Origin of the sequence: Klebsiella sp. MBT K-1 (assembly GCF_002556465.1) — a bacterium.
Classification (GTDB): Bacteria; Pseudomonadota; Gammaproteobacteria; order Enterobacterales; family Enterobacteriaceae; genus Klebsiella; species Klebsiella grimontii.
On sequence record NZ_PDEL01000007.1, the window covers coordinates 162,478 to 182,369 of the forward strand.

Consider the following 19,892-nt stretch of genomic DNA (forward strand, 5'->3'; position numbering starts at 1 on the left):
ATGTGGCATAAGGTTTGCTAATTCCAGTCATGCCTAACCATTAAGGAATGACTATGTCATCACTGGATATAAAAACTGATTTACCTGCGCAAACCAGTGCCTCCGGCTCAAAAGAAACGCTGGAAGATTATACCCTTCGCTATGCTCCGCTGAGCTTTCGCCGCTGGGGACCGGGGGTTGTGGCGGTGACCGCCTTAGGCGGCATCGCCTATCTGGCTGACTTTTCTATCGGTGCCAGCATCGGCATGGCGTGGGGCACCACCAATGCGATTTACGCGATCCTGCTGGCGGCGCTGGTTATTTTTCTTACCGGTATCCCGCTGGCGATTACCGCCGCGCGCTATAACATCGACCTCGACCTGATCACCCGCAGCGCCGGTTTCGGCTACTTTGGCTCGGTGATCACTAGCATTATCTTCGCCGGATTTACCTTTATCTTCTTCGCGCTTGAAGGCTCGATCATGGCGCAGGGGCTGCTGGTGGGCCTGGGGATCCCGCTGTGGATGGGCTACCTCATCGCCACGCTGATGGTATTGCCGCTGGTGGTCTACGGCATGAAGGCGCTGACTCGCCTTCAGGTCTGGACAACGCCGCTGTGGCTGGTCCTGATGGTGGTTCCGGTGGCCTGGCTTATCGCCAAAGACCCGGATCTGGTGGATGGGTTTATGAACTTCGCCGGTAAAAACAACGCCGCAACGGTAGACTTGACCGCCATTATGCTCGGCGCGGGGGTATGCCTGTCGCTGATCATGCAGATTGGCGAGCAGATCGACTACCTGCGCTTTATGCCGCCGAAGACCGCGGAAAACAGCAAAAGCTGGTGGCTGGCGGTGTTCTCCGCTGGTCCGGGCTGGGTCGTGTTAGGCGCGATTAAACAGATTATCGGCGCTTTCCTCGGCTTCTATCTGCTGACCCGCTTCCCGGCAGTGCATAACACCGAGCCGGTACAGCAGTTCGTCAGCGTCTTCGATAACCTGGTCCCCGGCTGGCTGGCGCTTACCCTCGCGGTGGTACTGGTGGTTATCTCGCAGATTAAAATTAACGTCACCAACGCCTATTCCGGCTCGCTGGCGTGGACCAGCGCCTGGACGCGCACCACCAAGCGCTACCCGGGGCGGATTATTTTCGTCATCGTCAACCTGACCATTGCCCTTGCCCTGATGGAAGGCGACATGTTCAGCGCTCTGGCGTGGATCCTCGGCTTCTATTCCAACTTTGCCATCGCCTGGGTGGTGGTAGTCGCCACCGATATCACCGTCAACAAAGGCCTGCTGAAGCTGGCCCCGGCGCAGCCGGAGTATCGTCGCGGGATGATCTATAACGTCAACCCGGTTGGCGTGGTGGCTTTTGCCCTCGCAGCAGGCCTGTCGATTAGCGCCTTCTTCGGCCTGTTGGGCGAAACGCTGGCGCCGTTCTCGCCGCTGATCGCGCTGGCGGTGGCTTTCGTAATGACGCCGGTCATGGGGATCGCCACCCGCGGGCGCTATTACATTAAACAGCGCGATGACGGGATCCCCGAGCCGCGCTACGATGCGCAGGGCAACGCGTCGACCACCGTTTACCGCTGCCTGAGCTGCCGGGAGGAGTACGAACGTCCGGACGTAATGCATTCGCACAAGCATCAGGGCGCGATTTGCTCGCTGTGTAAGAGTATGGAATAAGTCAGGAAGGCAGGCCGACAGGACGTCGGCCTGTGAAACATCAGACGTTATGCCGCCGGGAGTTCAGCCAGCGGCCAGCGCGGACGAACGGTCACGCCGAGCTCCGCTTTCGCCCCGGAGCGCAGACGAACCATCCCGGCATAGGCAATCATCGCGCCGTTATCGGTGCAAAATTCAGGACGGGCATAGAAGACTTCCCCGCCGCGCTTTTGCATCATTTCCGCCAGCTTCGCGCGCAGCGTACGGTTAGCGCTGACGCCCCCCGCCATCACCAGCCGTTTAAAGCCGGTTTGCTCCAGTGCGCGGCGGCACTTAATCATCAGCGTATCCACGACCGCGTCTTCAAACGCGCGGGCGATATCGGCGCGGGTCTGGTCGTCATCGCCGTTGTTGCGGATGGTGTTCGCGGCAAAGGTTTTCAGACCAGAGAAGCTGAAATCCAGTCCGGGGCGGTCGGTCATCGGTCGCGGGAAGACAAAGCGCCCTTCGGTGCCCTGAGAAGCCATCTTCGACAGCATCGGGCCGCCGGGATAATCCAGCCCCAGCAGTTTAGCCGTCTTATCGAAGGCTTCGCCCGCCGCGTCGTCAATAGACTCGCCTAACAGCTCGTACTGGCCAATGCCGGTGACGCTGATCAGCTGGGTATGACCGCCGGAAACCAGCAGCGCGACAAAAGGATACTGCGGCGGATTATCTTCCAGCATCGGCGCCAGCAGGTGCCCTTCCATATGGTGTACCGGGATCGCCGGAACGTTCCAGGCGAACGCCAGCGATCGGCCAACCGTGGCGCCGACCAGCAGCGCGCCAACCAGACCCGGGCCCGCCGTATACGCAACGGCATCAATATCCTTTGCCGTCAGCCCGGCTTCCTTGAGCGCCGCCTGAATCAGGGGGACAGTTTTACGCACGTGGTCGCGCGAGGCCAGCTCAGGCACCACGCCGCCGTAGTCAGCGTGCAATTTCACCTGACTATACAGCTGGTTGGCTAACAGACCTTTTTCGTCGTCATAAATGGCGATGCCGGTTTCATCGCAGGATGTTTCAATTCCCAGTACACGCATGGCTAGTTTTACCTCGTTTCAATACCGCGCAGTGTAGGACCAATGCGGGTTGATGTAAAACTTTCCTCACCCCTGGCGTTCACTTCGTGTATACTCCCTGTCCTTATAAAAGTCCCTTTCAAAAATCGCGTCGGTGCTTTACAAAGCAGCAGCAATTGCAGTAAAATTCCGCACCATTTTGAAATAAGCTGGCGCTGATGCCAGCGGCAAACCGAATTTATCAAAGGTGAGAGTTACATGCCGGTAATTAAAGTACGTGAAAACGAGCCGTTCGACGTAGCGCTGCGTCGCTTCAAACGTTCATGCGAAAAAGCAGGTGTTCTGGCGGAAGTTCGTCGTCGTGAGTTCTATGAAAAACCGACTACCGAACGTAAACGCGCTAAAGCTTCAGCAGTGAAACGTCACGCGAAGAAACTGGCTCGCGAAAACGCACGCCGCACTCGTCTGTACTAATCTGTTGGGAGCATAGCTCTCAATTCAGACCGAGTTGTAGTTGTAAGGCCGTGCTTCCGAAAGGAATGCGCGGCTTATTTTCGTTTATGCATTAGCATATACACGACATCATTCAGGATGCACTCAGGCAGCAAGGGAGTGAGTCCCGGCGCTTACTCAAGTAAGTGGCAGGGGTGAACGAACTTAGCCAACGCAGAGGCAATCTGAAGGCTCAAGTGTATAAAACGGGGCATATGGCTGGACGAATCCCACGAGTATTTATCAATGACCTGCTGGCGCGCACCGACATCGTCGATCTGATCGATGCCCGGGTAAAGCTGAAAAAGCAGGGCAAGAATTATCACGCGTGCTGTCCGTTCCATAACGAAAAAACCCCCTCTTTCACCGTCAATGGTGAAAAACAGTTTTACCACTGCTTTGGCTGCGGTGCGCACGGCAACGCTATCGACTTCCTGATGAACTACGACAAGCTCGAGTTCGTGGAAACCGTCGAAGAGCTGGCCGCCATGCATAATCTTGACGTGCCGTATGAAGCAGGTAGCGGGCCCAGCCAGATTGAGCGCCATCAGCGGCAAAATCTTTATCAGCTGATGGATGGTCTGAACACGTTTTATCAACAGTCTCTGATGCAACCCGCCGCCGACCCCGCGCGCCAGTATCTGGAAAAACGCGGCTTAAGCAGTGAGGTCATTACGCGCTTTGCGATTGGCTACGCCCCTCCCGGCTGGGACAACGTTTTAAAACGTTTTGGCGGTAATCAAGAAAATCGCCAGTCGCTGATTGATGCAGGCATGCTGGTCACGAACGATCAGGGGCGCAGTTACGACCGCTTCCGCGAACGGGTGATGTTTCCCATCCGCGATAAGCGAGGCCGGGTGATTGGTTTTGGTGGTCGCGTGCTGGGTGATGCTCTGCCGAAGTACCTGAACTCCCCGGAGACCGATATTTTCCATAAAGGCCGCCAGCTGTACGGTCTTTATGAAGCGCAGCAGGACAACGCTGAACCGTCCCGACTGCTGGTGGTCGAAGGCTATATGGACGTGGTGGCGCTGGCGCAATTCGGCATCAACTATGCCGTTGCGTCGTTAGGAACGTCGACGACCGCTGACCATATTCAGCTGTTGTTCCGGGTCACCAATCAGGTGGTTTGCTGCTACGACGGCGACCGGGCTGGCCGCGATGCCGCCTGGCGCGCGCTGGAAACGGCGCTGCCGTATATGACCGACGGGCGTCAGCTACGCTTTATGTTTCTGCCGGATGGCGAAGATCCGGATACGCTGGTGCGCAAAGAGGGGAAAGCCGCATTTGAAGCGCGGATGGAGCAGGCTCAGCCGCTCTCCACGTTTTTGTTCAACAGCCTGCTACCGCAGGTGGATTTGAGCACCCCGGACGGACGCGCGCAGCTGAGTACGTTAGCCTTGCCGCTAATAACTCAGGTACCGGGCGAAACGCTGCGCATTTATCTGCGTCAGGAGTTAGGCAATAAGCTGGGGATTTTAGACGATGCGCAGCTTGAACGTTTAATGCCAAAACAGTCTGAAAATGGCATCCAGCGCCCTGCTCCGCAGCTAAAACGCACGACCATGCGTATACTGATAGGACTACTGGTACAAAACCCGGACCTGGCCCCGCTGGTACCGCCTCTCGAAGGGCTGGACCCGCGTAAAATGCCCGGGCTTGGTTTGTTCAACGAACTGGTTAAAACCTGTTTAGCACAGCCGGGCCTGACTACCGGACTGCTTTTAGAGCAGTATCGCGGCACAAATGAAGCCGCAACCCTTGAAAAACTGTCGATGTGGGACGATATAGCAGATAAGGATATTGCTGAAAAAACCTTCACCGACTCGCTCAACCATATGTTTGATTCACTGCTGGAACTGCGGCAAGAAGAGTTGATAGCTCGCGACCGCACGCACGGTTTAAGCAGTGAAGAACGCCGGGAGCTCTGGACTATCAGCCAGGAACTGGCCAAAAAATAAGCGAAAGATTAAATCATTCAAGTTGTATCAAGGCAGCAAGAGAACGAACTCCTGGAAGGAAACATAAATCCATGACCAGGATGAAGGAACGCAGCTAACGCTAAGACAACTTGAAGGATGACGTATTTAACGGCTTAACTGCCGAATATCGTTCGGGAAGCCCCCGACAGCCGCTCGAGGCGCAGCGGCAATAATATAAGTACGCCCTCGCTTTAAATGTTGGCAGTTCGCCTGCTTACACCAATCAAACGAATTAAGTGTGGATACCGTCTTATGGAGCAAAACCCGCAGTCACAGCTGAAGCTTCTTGTCCAACGTGGTAAGGAGCAAGGCTATCTGACCTATGCCGAGGTCAATGACCATCTGCCGGAAGATATCGTCGACTCCGACCAGATCGAAGACATCATCCAAATGATCAACGACATGGGCATTCAGGTGATGGAAGAAGCACCGGATGCCGATGATCTCTTGCTTGCTGAAACGAACAACAATACCGACGAAGATGCGGAAGAAGCTGCCGCGCAGGTTCTCTCCAGCGTTGAGTCTGAAATCGGACGCACAACCGACCCGGTGCGTATGTACATGCGCGAAATGGGTACCGTCGAACTGCTGACGCGCGAAGGCGAAATTGACATCGCTAAACGCATCGAAGACGGGATTAACCAGGTCCAGTGCTCGGTTGCGGAATACCCGGAAGCGATCACCTATCTGCTGGAGCAGTACGATCGCGTTGAAGCGGAAGAAGCGCGCCTGTCCGATCTGATCACCGGCTTTGTCGACCCGAACGCTGAAGAAGATCTGGCGCCAACCGCCACTCACGTCGGTTCTGAACTCTCTCAGGAAGAGATGGATGACGACGAAGACGAAGATGAAGAAGAAGACGACGACAGCAGCGATGACGACAACAGCATCGACCCTGAGCTGGCGCGCGAGAAATTCGCCGAACTGCGTACGCAGTACGAACTGACCCGCGACACCATCAAAGCGAAAGGTCGTAGCCACGCCGCAGCGCAGGAAGAGATCCTCAAGCTGTCTGAAGTGTTCAAACAGTTCCGTCTGGTGCCGAAGCAGTTTGATTACCTGGTTAACAGCATGCGTGTCATGATGGATCGCGTTCGTACTCAAGAACGTATTATCATGAAGCTGTGCGTTGAACAGTGCAAAATGCCGAAGAAAAACTTCATCACTCTGTTCACCGGCAACGAAACCAGCGAAACCTGGTTCAACGCGGCCATCGCCATGAACAAGCCGTGGTCAGAGAAGCTGCTTGACGTAAAAGAAGACGTCCAGCGCGGCCTGATGAAGCTGCAGCAAATTGAGCAAGAGACCGGCCTGACCATTGAGCAGGTAAAAGATATCAACCGTCGCATGTCCATCGGTGAAGCGAAAGCCCGCCGTGCGAAGAAAGAGATGGTTGAAGCGAACCTGCGTCTGGTTATCTCGATCGCCAAGAAATACACCAACCGCGGTCTGCAGTTCCTCGACCTGATCCAGGAAGGCAACATCGGTCTGATGAAAGCGGTTGATAAGTTTGAATACCGCCGCGGCTATAAGTTTTCCACCTACGCAACCTGGTGGATCCGTCAGGCGATCACCCGCTCTATCGCAGACCAGGCGCGCACCATCCGTATTCCGGTGCATATGATTGAGACGATCAACAAGCTCAACCGTATTTCCCGCCAGATGCTGCAGGAGATGGGCCGCGAGCCGACGCCGGAAGAGCTGGCCGAGCGTATGCTGATGCCGGAAGATAAAATTCGTAAGGTGCTGAAAATCGCCAAAGAGCCGATCTCCATGGAAACGCCGATTGGCGACGATGAAGATTCGCATCTGGGAGATTTCATCGAGGATAACACCCTCGAGCTGCCGCTGGACTCTGCCACCACCGAGAGCCTGCGCGCCGCCACCCATGACGTTCTGGCTGGCCTGACCGCCCGAGAAGCGAAAGTCCTGCGTATGCGCTTCGGTATCGACATGAATACCGATCACACGCTGGAAGAAGTGGGTAAACAGTTCGACGTTACCCGCGAACGTATCCGTCAGATCGAAGCGAAGGCGCTGCGTAAACTGCGTCATCCGAGCCGCTCTGAAGTGCTGCGTAGCTTCCTCGACGATTAATTATCGCCGCGTACCGCAAAAAGCCAGTCAAATGACTGGCTTTTTTTATGCCTGAACGGTAATCATTTATTTAAGAAATATTAAAACCAAAATATAAAACCCTTAAAAATATATTCAGGCCATATTCTTAATTACTTCTTTATAGGCAGATAAACAACTGGACTCACCGTTTTACGTTTGTACTATGGGTTTATGGATAGCCCGTAGGGCCTAAAACGGAAGATAAATCATAGGGAAATGGAATGAATAGCAAGCGTAAAATTCAGCTGGCTGATTTTAATAGAACGGTTATTTTAACCACATCTAATACCTTATTTCTCAGTCGCGGAATAGAAAATACCACCATGGATGTGATCGCCCATGAAACGGGTTTTAGCAAAACAACGCTTTATACCTATTTTGAAAATAAAAAAGATATTCTGGATCATCTTATCCTTCAGGGAATGGAGCATTTCCATCAGGAGGTGCTAAAAATAGCCAATCGGCAAAATTCATTTCGCGACTTTTATCGCGAGCTATGCCATGCGCTGATCGCTCTCCACGAAGCGAGCATTGCCTATTTTCCCGCTATTACAGGCAAAATCGCGAGTTCTGAAAAAATCACTAAAAACAATAAAGCGTTGAAAAGTATCTCTATGATTGGTGAACAGATAAACCATATTATCGCCGCGCAAATTACCGACGCCGCCGAAAAAAAAGAGATCGCGCTGAATGCTCCCGCCGCGGACGTCACGATGCTGTTCTGGCTCTGCCTGACCGGACTCGTAGAAAAATCCTCACATAGAGAATCCTATCTTTTACGTCACCTTGAAAAAGACCGTAAATCCTTTCTCGACTTCGCTTTTAACTCAGTACTATTAATGATAGAAAAAGGGAATATTAGCGATAACGCAAAAGCTGGCTAAAGCCTCAGGCTTTAGCCAGCGCAGAGTCGTCCGCAGTGCCTTAAAGCCCTCGCGTTGCCAGCGCCTCGTCAAGCTCCCGGTAGGCCTCCACCAGCTTATCCAGCGTCGCCCGGTTGAGCCCGCTGGGATTTGGCAACACCCATACTTCCGTCGCGCCTATGGTCACCTGCTGTTTACCCCATTTTACGCCGCGTACCTGAAACGCTTTCTCGAAGGCCTGTTTACCGAGGATCGCCAGCGCATACGGCTGATACTCTTCCATTTTTCTGACCAGCTCCCGGCCACCGTCACGGAGCTCCAGCAGCTCGACCTCGCTGGCCTGCACCGTTGGGCGCTCGACGAGCATGGTGATCCCGCAGCGAGTATCCAGCAGCTGAAGTTCCTCCTCGGGCTTCAGCAGACGGTCGGTAAACCCGGCCTGGTGAATCACCTTCCAGAAGCGATTTCCCGGATGGGCGAAATGAAAACCGGTATGGGCGGAAGACTTCCCCGGATTGATACCGCAAAAGACGACCCTCAGGTTCGGCGCCAGAATATCGTTAATCATATTTTCCCCAGCTCAATACCTAAAAGGTCATTATAAAGGATTGAAAATGCGTTGTTTATAAAAACAGCAGGCGTGCGTTTTAGGCTGGATTGCGGGGAACAGTTACTTTATAATCCTTCGCCACGGCCCCTTAGCTCAGTGGTTAGAGCAGGCGACTCATAATCGCTTGGTCGCTGGTTCAAGTCCAGCAGGGGCCACCAGATACAGCAAGGGCTGACGAGAAATCGTCAGCCCTTTTTGCATTATGCAGCACCATCCGGCGCCGCCGCTTAAAATGAGGTCAGGTTACACCAGCGCCTGCAGCTGTTCGCGCATATAGACGGTGAAGAATTCCGGGTTTTTAATGACGATCCGCTTACCGGAGGCAATTTTGTCCGCCCATCCGGCGACTTTTTCCGTGAACCCGGCATCCCATCCCTCCTTTTCACCCCGGGCCGTAACGTCGGCAGGGTTCGCCGGTACGCCTAGTTCATGTAAATACTTCAAAATTCCCTTCGCGGTACTTTCATCCATAGTATTCGGCACCGACAACGAGGTGTTCATACCACCAATAAAATCCAGGGCTTTATCGATTGCTGTTGGCATGCTCTTATCCTTAAAATTAACCACGTAATGAACATGCTTACACTATGGACCCATCTTTGCCGGGATATCAAAGAGATCGTTGCCTTTCTTTGATTCAGACCGCAGCTAAACGCTTGCGTGCTGCTTTTCTACTCGACTATTCCGCACCAGTCACCAGGAAACTACTCCATACGTCCGCGCTTAAACTGACCGGCATCGATATCGTAGTGCTTCATTTTTCGCCACAGCGTGGTACGGCCAATATTCAGCAGCTGCGCCATCTCCTGTACCCGACCGCTGGTCACCCGGGCGGCGTGGATAATCGCCTCTTTCTCAATGGCGCTAAAGGTCAGGCTGGCGGGCAGCAGCGATGACCCCGCGTCGGCGCCCGGCCGCTCGGCAAACAGATATTCCGGCAAATTACTCAGACGGATATGGCCGTTATCGCTGCTAATGGCGATATTCTCGATAACGCTATTCAGCTCAAAATCATTGCCCGGCCAGGAGTAGGCCACCAGCTGCGCCAGCGCATCGTCATCCATCTTCAGCCGCGAGGAAAAGCGTTTTTCCAGGCTCTTAAGGCGATTGTGCACCAGCGAGGGGATACTGTTGCGCCGCGCCCGCAGCGGGGGAATAACGATTTCAAAAGAGTGCAGCGCGTAGTAAAGCTGGCGGCTAAAGCGGTTTTGCTCCACCAGATTGGCAAGATCGACGGTAGTGGTGGCGATCACTTTGACGTCCACCGGGATCAAGCGACGGGCGTCCAGACGGGTTAATACCCCCTGCTTGATCACCTGCAGCAGCGCGGACTGCAGCTCCGGCGCCAGATATTCAATTTTTTCCAGAAACAGCGTCCCGCCGTTGGCCAGCTCAAGACGGCTAAGGCGACCGTTTTCATCGTCCGTCGGCGCGCTGCCCATAAAATCCTGGCCCAGGACGCTGTCGGCATACAGCTGGCAGTTGACCGCGATATACGGCCCGCCGCCCCGCTCGCTCTCATTGTGAATCGCCTGGCTGAGCAGCTCTTTACCCACCCCTTCTTCACCGCACAGCAGCACCGGGAAAGCGCCGCGCGCCGCCTGGCGGCCAAAGTGAATCAGCCGCCGGGTTTCCGGGTCGTCCGCCGACATCTGCTCAAAGGTATGGCTCACTTTGCCAAGCTGGCTGGTCATCAGCTGGCGCATCTGCTCGACCGGATGCAGCAGCAGAATAAAGCTGTTGCCCTGCTCTTCGACGATCGGCTTGAGCGTAATCACGGCGTCGACAAACTGATGCTGGCTCTCAAAGGTCACTTCGACATGGTTCAGCCCGCGCGCGTGCTTAATGGCCCGGCGCAGCAGGGCCGGGAGCGTCACCAGTTCATTGATGTTTTTCCCCTGGCTGGCCTGGGCATCAAGATGCAGCAGCCTCGCGGCCTGCACGTTAAGAAACTGCAAAACTCCCTGCTCATTCCACGCCATCACCCCGTCATCCATACTCTCCAGCAGACCGTACATCTGATTAAGATGGCGATTCGACTCTGACAACAGGCTGTCGGTCAGCAGCGAGTTACCGACTTCCCGCGCGATAGCCAGGGTCAGGGAGAGATCCGGCGAAGCCTGCTCTTCGGTCAGGCAGCACAGGGAAATGGAACCGAACAGGCGCCCGTGGTTATCAAACACCGGCGTGGAGCTAAACGACCATCCGTGCAGCGCATGTTTAAAATGCTGCTCGCCCGTCGTTTTGACCGGCTGCCCGAGCATTGAGGCCAGCGAGAGCGCGCAGCTGCCGATAATGCTTTCCGCGCAGTAGCTGCCGTCACGAAATCCCAGCGCCGCCAGCTGGTCGAGGGTCTGCGGATCGCCGCAGCGGCTGAGAATACAGGCGGACTCATCAAGGATAAACAGCGCGCAGGGGCGGTTATCCATAAACTCCCAGGCATCTTCCAGCGCCGCCTGACCAATCGTCAACAGCGCGGTCTTGCGCCGGCAAATCGATTCAAAGGTCAGCCCCTGCGCCTGATGCGGCGTCTGCCAGGTTTCCCGCTGCATAAACTTGCTGCAGCGATGCCATGACTGGGTTATCACCAAAGGAAAGCTCTGAGTCTGCGCAGTCATATCCATTTCCGCTGTTTCATAAACGACAACCCCTCCGGCGGCTACCGCAAGAGGGGGGGAAAAACGCCCCATCGTTTAAATGAGGCGGGGCTGGACCACGATAAATTAGCGCGCCAGCCACTGCTGTCCGAGCAGGTCAGCGGTCAGAATCGCCGCATGCACGCTCTGCGCGCTGACCGGGAAGGGCATATTATGAATGGTTTCACCTTCCGCGCAGGTCGCTTTAGCGACTGCCTGAATTTTCTCATCGATGCCCTCTTTAACGCCCATTTGCGCCAGCGTGACCGGCAGGCCGACGGTATGGCAGAAGTTCAGCACCGTTTCGATCTCTTCCATCGGGCTATTTTGCAGCACCAGCTGCGCCAGGGTACCAAAGGCCACTTTCTCGCCATGGTACAGATGGTGACACTCTTCGAGGATGGTGAAACCGTTGTGAATGGCGTGCGCGGCGGCCAGACCGCTACTTTCAAAGCCGATACCGCTGAGGTAGGTATTCGCTTCAACGATGCGTTCCAGCGCATCGGTCACCACCCCGGCCTGGGCGGCGAGGCGGGCTTTTTCGCCTTCCGCCAGCAGCGTATCATAGCACAGGCGCGCCAGGCTCAGCGCCGCCGCCGTCGACTGGCCGCCCGCCATGCTGGTGGCTCTGGCGTCGTAGCAGGCCTTGGCTTCAAACCAGGTTGAAAGCGCATCGCCCATCCCGGCCACCAGCAGGCGCACCGGCGCTTTGGCGATAATCGCCGTATCCATCACCACCATATCCGGGTTTTTCGGGTAGATCAGATACTCTTCAAACTCACCGGCTTCGGTGTAGATAACCGACAGCGCGCTGGTTGGCGCATCGGTGGAGGCGATCGTCGGGATCACCACCACCGGCAGCTTCTGGTAGTAGCCGATGGCTTTCGCCGTATCGAGCGTCTTACCGCCGCCGATACCCACCACGCCGCGGCAGCCGTGCTGCTTCAGAATGGCGATCAGGCGATTGATCTCAACGTGGCTGCACTCGCCGTTGAAACGCTCCGCATGGCAGCTAATGTTGTGGCTGTGCAAACCTTCCAGCACTTTCTCTCCCGCCAGCTTCATTACGAAGTCATCGGCAATCACGAAAAAGCTGTCCGCCAGGTTTTTGGCGTATTGCCCAAACAGCGTGGATGCATCTGGTCCCTGGAGATATTTGGCTGGAGATTGAATAACTTTTAGCATTCCGTTCACCCTCAAATAAGTGCATGTTTTGACATGATGGGCCCCGGTATTTCCTCGTCCGGCCATGTATTCAAGGCGGGAACGAAAGCGCTACCTGAGCGATGCCATCACTGTAGGGCGAGCCGCGGGCAAAAAAATCTTTCCGGTTTTTGTCCCAATATGAAACAGTACATAAATTTTATTGTTCCATATTGGAACATGAATTCACATGAAACGGTGGGATTGCGATCTCGATCCGCCCCTTCGACGCAAAAGAAGGCCACTAACCGGACGATCGTCGGCGTTTTTCAGCGTCATGGGCGGCAAGAACGGGCAAATTTATTTCTTTACGCAGACCTTGCAGCCAGGTGAAGCGAGATGAAATAGTCGCTTTAGCTCGCATTTTTTCATTTCCTCGCGCAAAAGCGTTTCATTTCGGAACAAAAATGAATAATTACGTTTCGTAATGAAACTCCTTTTATCACAATTTTTTTTCCCGCTAACTCAGCCAGAATCATTACATCGCCCGATATCGCACCTCGTCAGGCGGTACCCCTACACGATGACCGCCTCCATCAGCAGAGAGGCCGCATCGAAACTCCGACGGAGAATAAACAATGAAAAAACTGATTAACCGTGTCGAAGATGTCCTGAGTGAACAACTGGCGGGTCTGGCAAAAGCGCATCCTGAACTGAGGCTGCACCAGGACCCGGTCTACGTGACCCGCGCCGATGCGCCGGTGGCCGGAAAAGTGGCGCTGCTCTCCGGCGGCGGCAGCGGTCACGAGCCGATGCACTGCGGATATATTGGCCAGGGCATGCTTTCCGGGGCCTGTCCGGGGGAAATTTTCACCTCCCCGACGCCGGATAAAATGTTTGAGTGCGCCATGAACATCGACGGCGGCGAAGGCGTGCTGCTGATTATCAAAAACTACACCGGCGATATTCTTAACTTCGAAACCGCCACCGAGCTGCTGCACGAAAGCGGCGTTAAGGTCACCACCGTGGTGGTCGATGACGACGTGGCGGTGAAAGATAGCCTCTACACCGCCGGACGGCGCGGAGTGGCCAATACCGTCCTGATTGAAAAACTGGTAGGCGCGGCTGCCGAACGCGGCGACTCGCTGGAATCCTGCGCCGAACTGGGGCGCAAGCTCAACAACCTCGGCCACTCTATCGGCATCGCGCTCGGCGCCTGCACCGTGCCGGCCGCCGGGCAGCCCTCATTCGAACTGCAGGACGATGAGATGGAGTTCGGCGTCGGCATTCACGGCGAACCGGGCATCGACCGCCGCCGCTTCACCTCCCTCGATCGCACCGTTGACGAAATGTTCGATACCCTGCTGGAAAACGGCGCCTATAGCCGCACGCTGCGCCACTGGGACAACGTGAAAGGCGCGTGGCAGGAGGTAGCGCAGACCAAGCAGGCGCTGCAAAAAGGCGATCGGGTTATCGCGCTGGTCAACAACCTCGGCGCCACGCCGCTGTCCGAACTCTACGGCGTCTATAACCGTCTGACGCAGCGCTGCGAGGAAACCGGCATCGTTATCGAGCGCAATCTTATCGGCAGCTACTGTACCTCTCTGGATATGGTGGGTTTTTCCATCACCCTGTTAAAAGCCGATGACGAGACGCTGGCATTATGGGACGCCCCGGTTCACACCCCGGCGCTGAACTGGGGAAAATAAGGAGCACGACATGTCATTAAGCAGAACGCAAATCGTAGACTGGCTCTATCGCTGCGGCGATATCTTCACGAAAGAGAGCGATTTTTTGACCGGTCTGGACCGGGAAATCGGCGATGCCGACCACGGCCTGAATATGCATCGTGGTTTCAGCAAGGTAGTGGAAAAACTGCCGTCAATTGCCGATAAAGACATTGGTTTCATTCTTAAAAATACCGGTATGACGCTGCTCTCCAACGTCGGCGGGGCCAGCGGCCCGCTGTTCGGCACCTTCTTTATTCGCGCCGCCCAGGTGACCCAGGCCCATCAGAGCCTGACGCTGGAAGAGCTTTATCAGACCTTCCGCGAAGGCGCGGAAGGGGTGGTGAATCGCGGCAAAGCCGAGCCCGGGGATAAAACCATGTGCGACGTCTGGCTGCCGGTGGTGGAATCGCTGCGCCAGTCCAGCGAACAGCACCTGTCGATACCAAGCGCCCTTGATGCTGCCTGCGAACAGGCGCAAGCCGCCGTCAACGCCACCATCGCCATGCAGGCCCGTAAAGGGCGGGCTAGCTATCTGGGCGAACGCAGCATCGGGCATCAGGATCCTGGCGCAACCTCGGTGATGTTTATGGTTCAGATGCTGGCCGTAGCAGCTAAAGAGTAAGGAAAACGCGATGGTAAACCTGGTTATTGTTTCTCATAGCGCCCGTCTGGGCGAAGGTGTCGGAGAACTGGCCCGGCAGATGTTAATGAACGATGGCTGTAAGCTGGCGATCGCCGCCGGCATTGACGATCCCGCCAGCCCGATCGGCACCGATCCGATTAAGGTGATGGAGGCCATTGAATCCGTCGCCGACGCCGATCATGTACTGGTAATGATGGATATTGGCAGCGCCCTGCTGAGCGCCGAAACCGCGCTGGATCTGCTCGATCCGGCGATTGCGGCGAAGGTCCGCCTGTGCGCGGCGCCGCTGGTTGAAGGGACGCTGGCGGCGACGGTGAGCGCCGCCGCCGGGGCCGACATCGACAAGGTGATTGAGGACGCCATGAATGCGCTGGAGGCAAAGCGCGTACAGCTCGGGTTACCATCGCAACCGCAACCCCCTTCGCTTACCGCCGAGCTGGCCGATGACCGCGACGCGCGCTCGGTTTCCGTAGTGATTCAAAATCCTAACGGCCTGCACGTTCGCCCGGCGTCAAAGCTGGTCGCCGCGCTGGCGGGATTCAACGCCGACCTGGTGCTGGAGAAAGAGGGAAAGTGCGTCACGCCGGATAGCCTCAACCAAATCGCCCTGCTTCAGGTGCGCCGGAACGATACCTTAAGGCTGCTGGCCCGCGGCCCGGACGCCGACGCCGCGCTGGCGGCGTTCCAGGCGCTGGCGACGGAGAACTTTGGCGAGCAAACGGAGGCGACCCCCGCTTTGCAGCCCACCCATGCCGCCCGCATTCAGGGCCAGGTCGTGCTCTACCCTCGGCCTCAGAACAGCGTTACGCGGGAAAAGAGCGCCGCCATCGGTCAGCAGCAGCTGCGCCTGAAACGGGCTATTGATCGGACGCTGGACGATCTTAGCGCGCTGACGGCCCTGGCGGAGGAGAAGTATTCCGCCGACATCGCGGCGATCTTCTCCGGGCATCATACTCTGCTTGATGATCCTGATTTATATACGGCAGCGTGCGATATCGTGCGCGACGAGCAGTGCAGCGCGGAGTGGGCGTGGCATCAGGTGCTGAGCGATTTAAGCCAACAATATCGCCATCTCGACGATGCCTACCTTCAGGCACGCTATATTGATATTGAAGATATTTTGCACCGCACGCTGCGTCACCTTAACGAGAGCAGCGAAGCGCTGCCGCAGTTTAGCGCGCCTTCGATCCTCGTAGCCGACGATATCTTTCCTTCTACCGTCGTGCAGCTCGACGGCCGTCAGGTGAAGGGAATCTGTCTGCAGGAGAGCAGCGAGCACGCTCACGGCGCGATTATCGCCCGCCAGGCGGGCATTGCGATGCTTTGCCAGCAGCGCGATATGCTGACGACGCTGCAAAACGGAGAGACCATCACCCTTGATATTCCCGGCAAACGCGTGATTCGCGGCTAACCTGCCCCATCTTTCCACCCCGGAGGCTGTCCCCTCCGGGAACTCGCTTAACTTTCAGGATCCGTTATGTCTCAATTCTTTTTTAATCAACGCGCCAACCTCGTCAACGACGTGATTGAAGGAACCATTATCGCCAGCCCGTGGAATAACCTGGCGCGGCTGGAGAGCGATCCCGCCATTCGCGTGGTGGTGCGTCGCGATCTCGACAAAAACAACGTGGCGGTGATCTCCGGCGGCGGTTCCGGTCACGAGCCGGCCCACGCGGGCTTTGTCGGTAAAGGCATGCTGACCGCCGCCGTCTGCGGCGACCTGTTTGCCTCGCCGAGCGTCGATGCGGTGCTGACCGCCATCCAGGCGGTAACCGGCGACGCGGGCTGTCTGCTGATCGTCAAGAACTATACCGGCGATCGCCTGAACTTCGGCCTCGCGGCGGAGAAGGCGCGCCGCATGGGCTATAACGTTGAAATGCTGATCGTTGGCGATGATATTTCGCTGCCGGACAACAAACATCCGCGCGGCATCGCCGGGACGATTCTGGTGCATAAAGTGGCAGGCTACTTCGCCGAACGCGGACACAATCTGGCGACCGTGCTGCGCGAAGCGCAGTATGCCGCCGGACATACCTTCAGCCTCGGACTGGCTCTTGCCAGCTGTCATCTGCCGCAGGACGCGGAAACGGCCCCGCGCCATCACGCGGACCAGGCCGAGCTGGGCATGGGGATCCACGGCGAACCGGGCGCATCGGTCATCGCGACCCAGAACAGCGCGGAAATCGTTACGCTGATGGCGGAGAAGCTCAGCGCCGCCCTGCCGGAAACCGGTCGTCTGGCGGTGATGATCAATAATCTCGGCGGCGTATCGATTGCCGAAATGGCGATTTTGACCCGCGAGCTGGCGCATACGCCGCTGCAACAGCGTATCGACTGGCTGATTGGCCCGGCTTCGCTGGTGACCGCGCTGGATATGAAAGGCTTCTCCCTCACCGCCATCGTGCTGGAAGAGAGTATTGAGAAGGCGCTGCTTTCCGCGGTAGAAACCGCCGGCTGGCAGACGCCGGTGCAGCCACGCGAAATCAGCGTGATGCCGTCGTCGCTGCGCAGCACCCGGGTAGAGTTTGAGCCCTCGGAGAATAGCGTGGTTGCGGACTACGTCGAGCGGGTGACCGGCACGCTGTCCGATCTTGAAGCAGATCTCAACGCGCTGGATGCCAAAGTCGGCGACGGCGATACCGGCTCCACCTTCGCCGCCGGCGCGCGCGACATCGCCGACTTGCTACAGCGTCGCCAGCTGCCGTTGGCTAACCTCGCTACGCTATTGGCGCTGATTGGCGAGCGTCTGACGGTGGTGATGGGCGGCTCCAGCGGCGTGCTGATGTCAATTTTCTTTACCGCCGCCGGGCAGAAGCTGGAACAGGGGGCAAGCGTCGCCGAAGCGCTAAACGCCGGGCTGGCGCAGATGAAGTTTTACGGCGGCGCCGATGAAGGCGATCGGACCATGATTGATGCCCTGCAGCCGGCACTGGCGGCGCTGGCGGCCGAGCCGGAAAATCTGCAGGCCGCTTTCGCGGCGGCCCAGGCGGGCGCGGATCGTACGCTTCACGCCAGCAAAGCCAACGCCGGGCGCGCGTCGTATCTCAACAGCGATAGCCTGCGCGGCAATATGGACCCCGGCGCCCATGCGGTGGCGATGGTGTTTAAGGCGCTGGCGCAGAAATAATTCCCCTGCTCGCGCTGCGCTTAGCAGGGCTACGGGCGCACCGCCGTCTGTGGAGCGGTAGCCCGGACAGATGCGCAGCATCGCCTCCGGGAAATGATGCCTCTGCGCACTCTGCTCCCGGGGGCGGCGCTTGACGCGCCTTGCCCGGGCTACGGGCGCACCGCCGTCTGTGGAGCGGTAGCCCGGACAGATGCGCAGCATCGCCTGCGGGAAAATCACCGCGCAGTTTTCTTTCGTAGCCCGGGTAAGGCGTCAGCCGCAACCCGGGTTTTCTCCGCGCTTACTTGCTGTGCCAGTAGGCCTGCGAACGCACCAGCTGCGGGTCAATCTCTTCGCCTTCAAAGCGCGCCAGCAGCGACTTCACCGCCGCGCCTTCACCGGTCAGCCAGATAAAATAATCGTCCGCCGGAATCACCACCTGCGCCAGACGTTCGGCCACGGCGGCTGGGTTATGCCCTACCACCCACTCGATATTAAAGCCATCAAGATCGGCCAGGTAATCTTGATAAGACGCATCGCCAATAGTCACAATCGCCGTCACCTGCGGCGGCGTCGGAAGCTGCTGCAACCCGAGCAAACGGCGGCGCAGCGCGGGCATTCCGGACTCATCGGTCACGTACAGCTGCCATGCGTAATCTTCCGGCACCACCAGCGAACCGCGCGGGCCGCCGATCACCAGCTTATCGCCCGCTTGCGCCGTCAGCGCCCAGCGGCTGGCAATGCCGCCGTCGTGAATAAAAAAGTCGTACGCCAGCTCATGACGCCCGGCGTCGTACAGCGGCGTATAGTCGCGAGTCGCCGGACGCACGCCTTCGCCCCAGTTAATGCCTTCATCCGTCACCTCCGGCGGCGTGAATGCGGCGCCCGCTTCGGGGAAAAAGAGCTTGGTGTGGTCGTCAAAACCCTGAGAAACAAAACCGTCCAGCGCCTCTCCGCCCAGCACAATACGCTGGAAAGCGTGACCGATACGCTCGACGCGCTGCACGGTCAACTCGCGAAAACGCAGCTCGTTACGCACGCGCTGCGGGTATTTGGGGTTATTTGCCTTTGTCATTTTTCATCGCCTTCGTGAACTGAATAGATATATCTAAAAATCTTTCAAATGATAATGATTGCCATTAAAAAAGAATGCAAGTCTTTTTTGATATAGCCAAAGCAAAACGGCACAAAAGTCAAAAATGAAAAATAAATCATTTAAAATCATTAAGTTAAAAAATAAACAAAATCCTTCATTGCTACTTTTTATTTTTTAGATATAAATTAGATATATCAAAAATAGAGGAGCAAAACATGAGACATCATCACGAAGAAGGGCGTGGGCCACGCGGACGCCACGATGAGCATGGCGAACACGGCGAGCATGGCCGCAGGGGCGGCGGACGTCGGCAGCGCTTCTTTGGCCACGGCGAGCTGCGCCTGGTGATTCTGGATATCCTCACCCGTAACGCCAGCCACGGCTACGAGCTTATCAAAGAGATCGAAACCATGACCCAGGGCAACTACAGCCCGAGCCCCGGCGTCATCTACCCGACGCTCGACTTGCTCCAGGATCAGGGCTTAATCAGCGTGGCTGACGAAAACGGTCGTAAAAAAATCGCCATTACCGCCGACGGCAGCCAGCTGCACACGGAAAACCAGCAACAGCTGGAGCAGATTCAGGCCAAACTGCAGGCGCGTATGGTGGGTTGTGAACTGCGTAAAAATCCGCAGATGAAGCGCGCGCTGGAGAATTTTAAGGCGGTACTGGATTTAAAAGTTAACCAGCAGGCCATTACTGAAGCTCAGCTAAAGCAGATCGTCGGCGTGATTGACCGCGCGGCAATGGAGATTTCCCAGCTCGACTAACC

At 56.6% G+C, this 19,892-nt stretch carries 16 protein-coding genes and 1 tRNA gene; 11 read left to right on the forward strand and 6 right to left on the reverse strand.

Annotated elements, in window-relative coordinates:
* Positions 1-53 precede the first annotated feature (53 nt).
* Positions 54-1,661 (forward strand): cytosine permease, encoded by a 1,608-nt coding sequence (locus CMQ96_RS12355; RefSeq protein WP_098066881.1) that lies wholly within the window; start codon positions 54-56, stop codon positions 1,659-1,661.
* Positions 1,662-1,708: 47 nt separating this feature from the next.
* On the opposite strand, the gene tsaD is transcribed toward CMQ96_RS12355, so the two are convergent.
* Entirely contained in the window at positions 1,709-2,722 is a 1,014-nt protein-coding gene (tsaD, locus tag CMQ96_RS12360) for a tRNA (adenosine(37)-N6)-threonylcarbamoyltransferase complex transferase subunit TsaD (RefSeq protein WP_004872392.1), read from the reverse strand.
* 237 nt (positions 2,723-2,959) lie between these two features.
* On the opposite strand from tsaD, the gene rpsU reads away from it, so the two are divergent.
* The 4 genes from rpsU to CMQ96_RS12385 all read left to right on the forward strand — a co-directional run bounded on the left by rpsU (position 2,960) and on the right by CMQ96_RS12385 (position 8,177).
* Positions 2,960-3,175, forward strand: coding sequence for a 30S ribosomal protein S21 (rpsU, locus tag CMQ96_RS12370; protein WP_001144069.1), 216 nt, complete (start codon positions 2,960-2,962; stop codon positions 3,173-3,175).
* A gap of 233 nt (positions 3,176-3,408) precedes the next feature.
* Positions 3,409-5,154 (forward strand): DNA primase, encoded by a 1,746-nt coding sequence (dnaG, locus tag CMQ96_RS12375; RefSeq protein ID WP_004872393.1) that lies wholly within the window; start codon positions 3,409-3,411, stop codon positions 5,152-5,154.
* 273 nt (positions 5,155-5,427) lie between these two features.
* Positions 5,428-7,272 (forward strand): RNA polymerase sigma factor RpoD, encoded by a 1,845-nt coding sequence (gene rpoD / locus CMQ96_RS12380; protein WP_004125383.1) that lies wholly within the window; start codon positions 5,428-5,430, stop codon positions 7,270-7,272.
* 242 nt (positions 7,273-7,514) lie between these two features.
* Positions 7,515-8,177, forward strand: a complete 663-nt coding sequence (locus CMQ96_RS12385; protein WP_024358694.1) for a TetR/AcrR family transcriptional regulator — start codon at positions 7,515-7,517, stop codon at positions 8,175-8,177.
* Positions 8,178-8,217: 40 nt separating this feature from the next.
* Here the strand turns inward: CMQ96_RS12385 and mug are convergent, their stop codons facing one another.
* Positions 8,218-8,724, reverse strand: a complete 507-nt coding sequence (gene mug / locus CMQ96_RS12390; protein ID WP_024358695.1) for a G/U mismatch-specific DNA glycosylase — start codon at positions 8,722-8,724, stop codon at positions 8,218-8,220.
* A gap of 124 nt (positions 8,725-8,848) precedes the next feature.
* Between mug and CMQ96_RS12395 the strand changes: the two genes are divergently transcribed.
* Positions 8,849-8,924: transfer RNA gene (locus tag CMQ96_RS12395), tRNA-Ile, on the forward strand.
* A gap of 85 nt (positions 8,925-9,009) precedes the next feature.
* Here the strand turns inward: CMQ96_RS12395 and CMQ96_RS12400 are convergent.
* The 3 genes from CMQ96_RS12400 to CMQ96_RS12410 all read right to left on the reverse strand — a co-directional run bounded on the left by CMQ96_RS12400 (position 9,010) and on the right by CMQ96_RS12410 (position 12,587).
* Entirely contained in the window at positions 9,010-9,333 is a 324-nt protein-coding gene (locus CMQ96_RS12400; RefSeq protein ID WP_071830695.1) for a DUF1889 family protein, read from the reverse strand.
* A 137-nt stretch (positions 9,334-9,470) separates the two neighbouring features.
* Positions 9,471-11,390 carry a dihydroxyacetone kinase operon transcriptional regulator DhaR gene (dhaR, locus tag CMQ96_RS12405; protein WP_170960560.1) on the reverse strand — a complete coding sequence of 640 codons (1,920 nt, stop codon included), beginning with the start codon at positions 11,388-11,390 and terminating at the stop codon, positions 9,471-9,473.
* 99 nt (positions 11,391-11,489) lie between these two features.
* Complete coding sequence (locus CMQ96_RS12410; protein ID WP_024358697.1) at positions 11,490-12,587, reverse strand: glycerol dehydrogenase; 1,098 nt, start codon at positions 12,585-12,587, stop codon at positions 11,490-11,492.
* 596 nt (positions 12,588-13,183) lie between these two features.
* On the opposite strand from CMQ96_RS12410, the gene dhaK reads away from it, so the two are divergent.
* The 4 genes from dhaK (at position 13,184) to CMQ96_RS12435 (ending at position 18,045) form a co-directional block, all read left to right on the forward strand.
* A complete protein-coding gene (gene dhaK / locus CMQ96_RS12420; protein ID WP_049089049.1) occupies positions 13,184-14,254 on the forward strand; it encodes a dihydroxyacetone kinase subunit DhaK in 1,071 nt (356 codons plus the stop codon).
* A gap of 10 nt (positions 14,255-14,264) precedes the next feature.
* On the forward strand, positions 14,265-14,897 hold the full coding sequence (gene dhaL, locus CMQ96_RS12425; RefSeq protein WP_098066882.1) for a dihydroxyacetone kinase subunit DhaL: 633 nt from the start codon (positions 14,265-14,267) through the stop codon (positions 14,895-14,897).
* 10 nt (positions 14,898-14,907) lie between these two features.
* Positions 14,908-16,329: a dihydroxyacetone kinase phosphoryl donor subunit DhaM gene (gene dhaM / locus CMQ96_RS12430; protein ID WP_098066883.1), complete on the forward strand. Its 1,422-nt coding sequence runs from the start codon at positions 14,908-14,910 to the stop codon at positions 16,327-16,329.
* A 66-nt stretch (positions 16,330-16,395) separates the two neighbouring features.
* Positions 16,396-18,045 (forward strand): glycerone kinase, encoded by a 1,650-nt coding sequence (locus tag CMQ96_RS12435; RefSeq protein ID WP_049086671.1) that lies wholly within the window; start codon positions 16,396-16,398, stop codon positions 18,043-18,045.
* Between the two features lie 280 nt (positions 18,046-18,325).
* Here the strand turns inward: CMQ96_RS12435 and CMQ96_RS12440 are convergent, their stop codons facing one another.
* Positions 18,326-19,099: a siderophore-interacting protein gene (locus tag CMQ96_RS12440; protein WP_024358702.1), complete on the reverse strand. Its 774-nt coding sequence runs from the start codon at positions 19,097-19,099 to the stop codon at positions 18,326-18,328.
* Positions 19,100-19,335: 236 nt separating this feature from the next.
* Here CMQ96_RS12440 and CMQ96_RS12445 point away from each other — a divergent pair, with 236 nt between their 5' ends.
* Positions 19,336-19,890: a PadR family transcriptional regulator gene (locus CMQ96_RS12445; RefSeq protein WP_024358703.1), complete on the forward strand. Its 555-nt coding sequence runs from the start codon at positions 19,336-19,338 to the stop codon at positions 19,888-19,890.
* Positions 19,891-19,892: the final 2 nt, after the last annotated feature.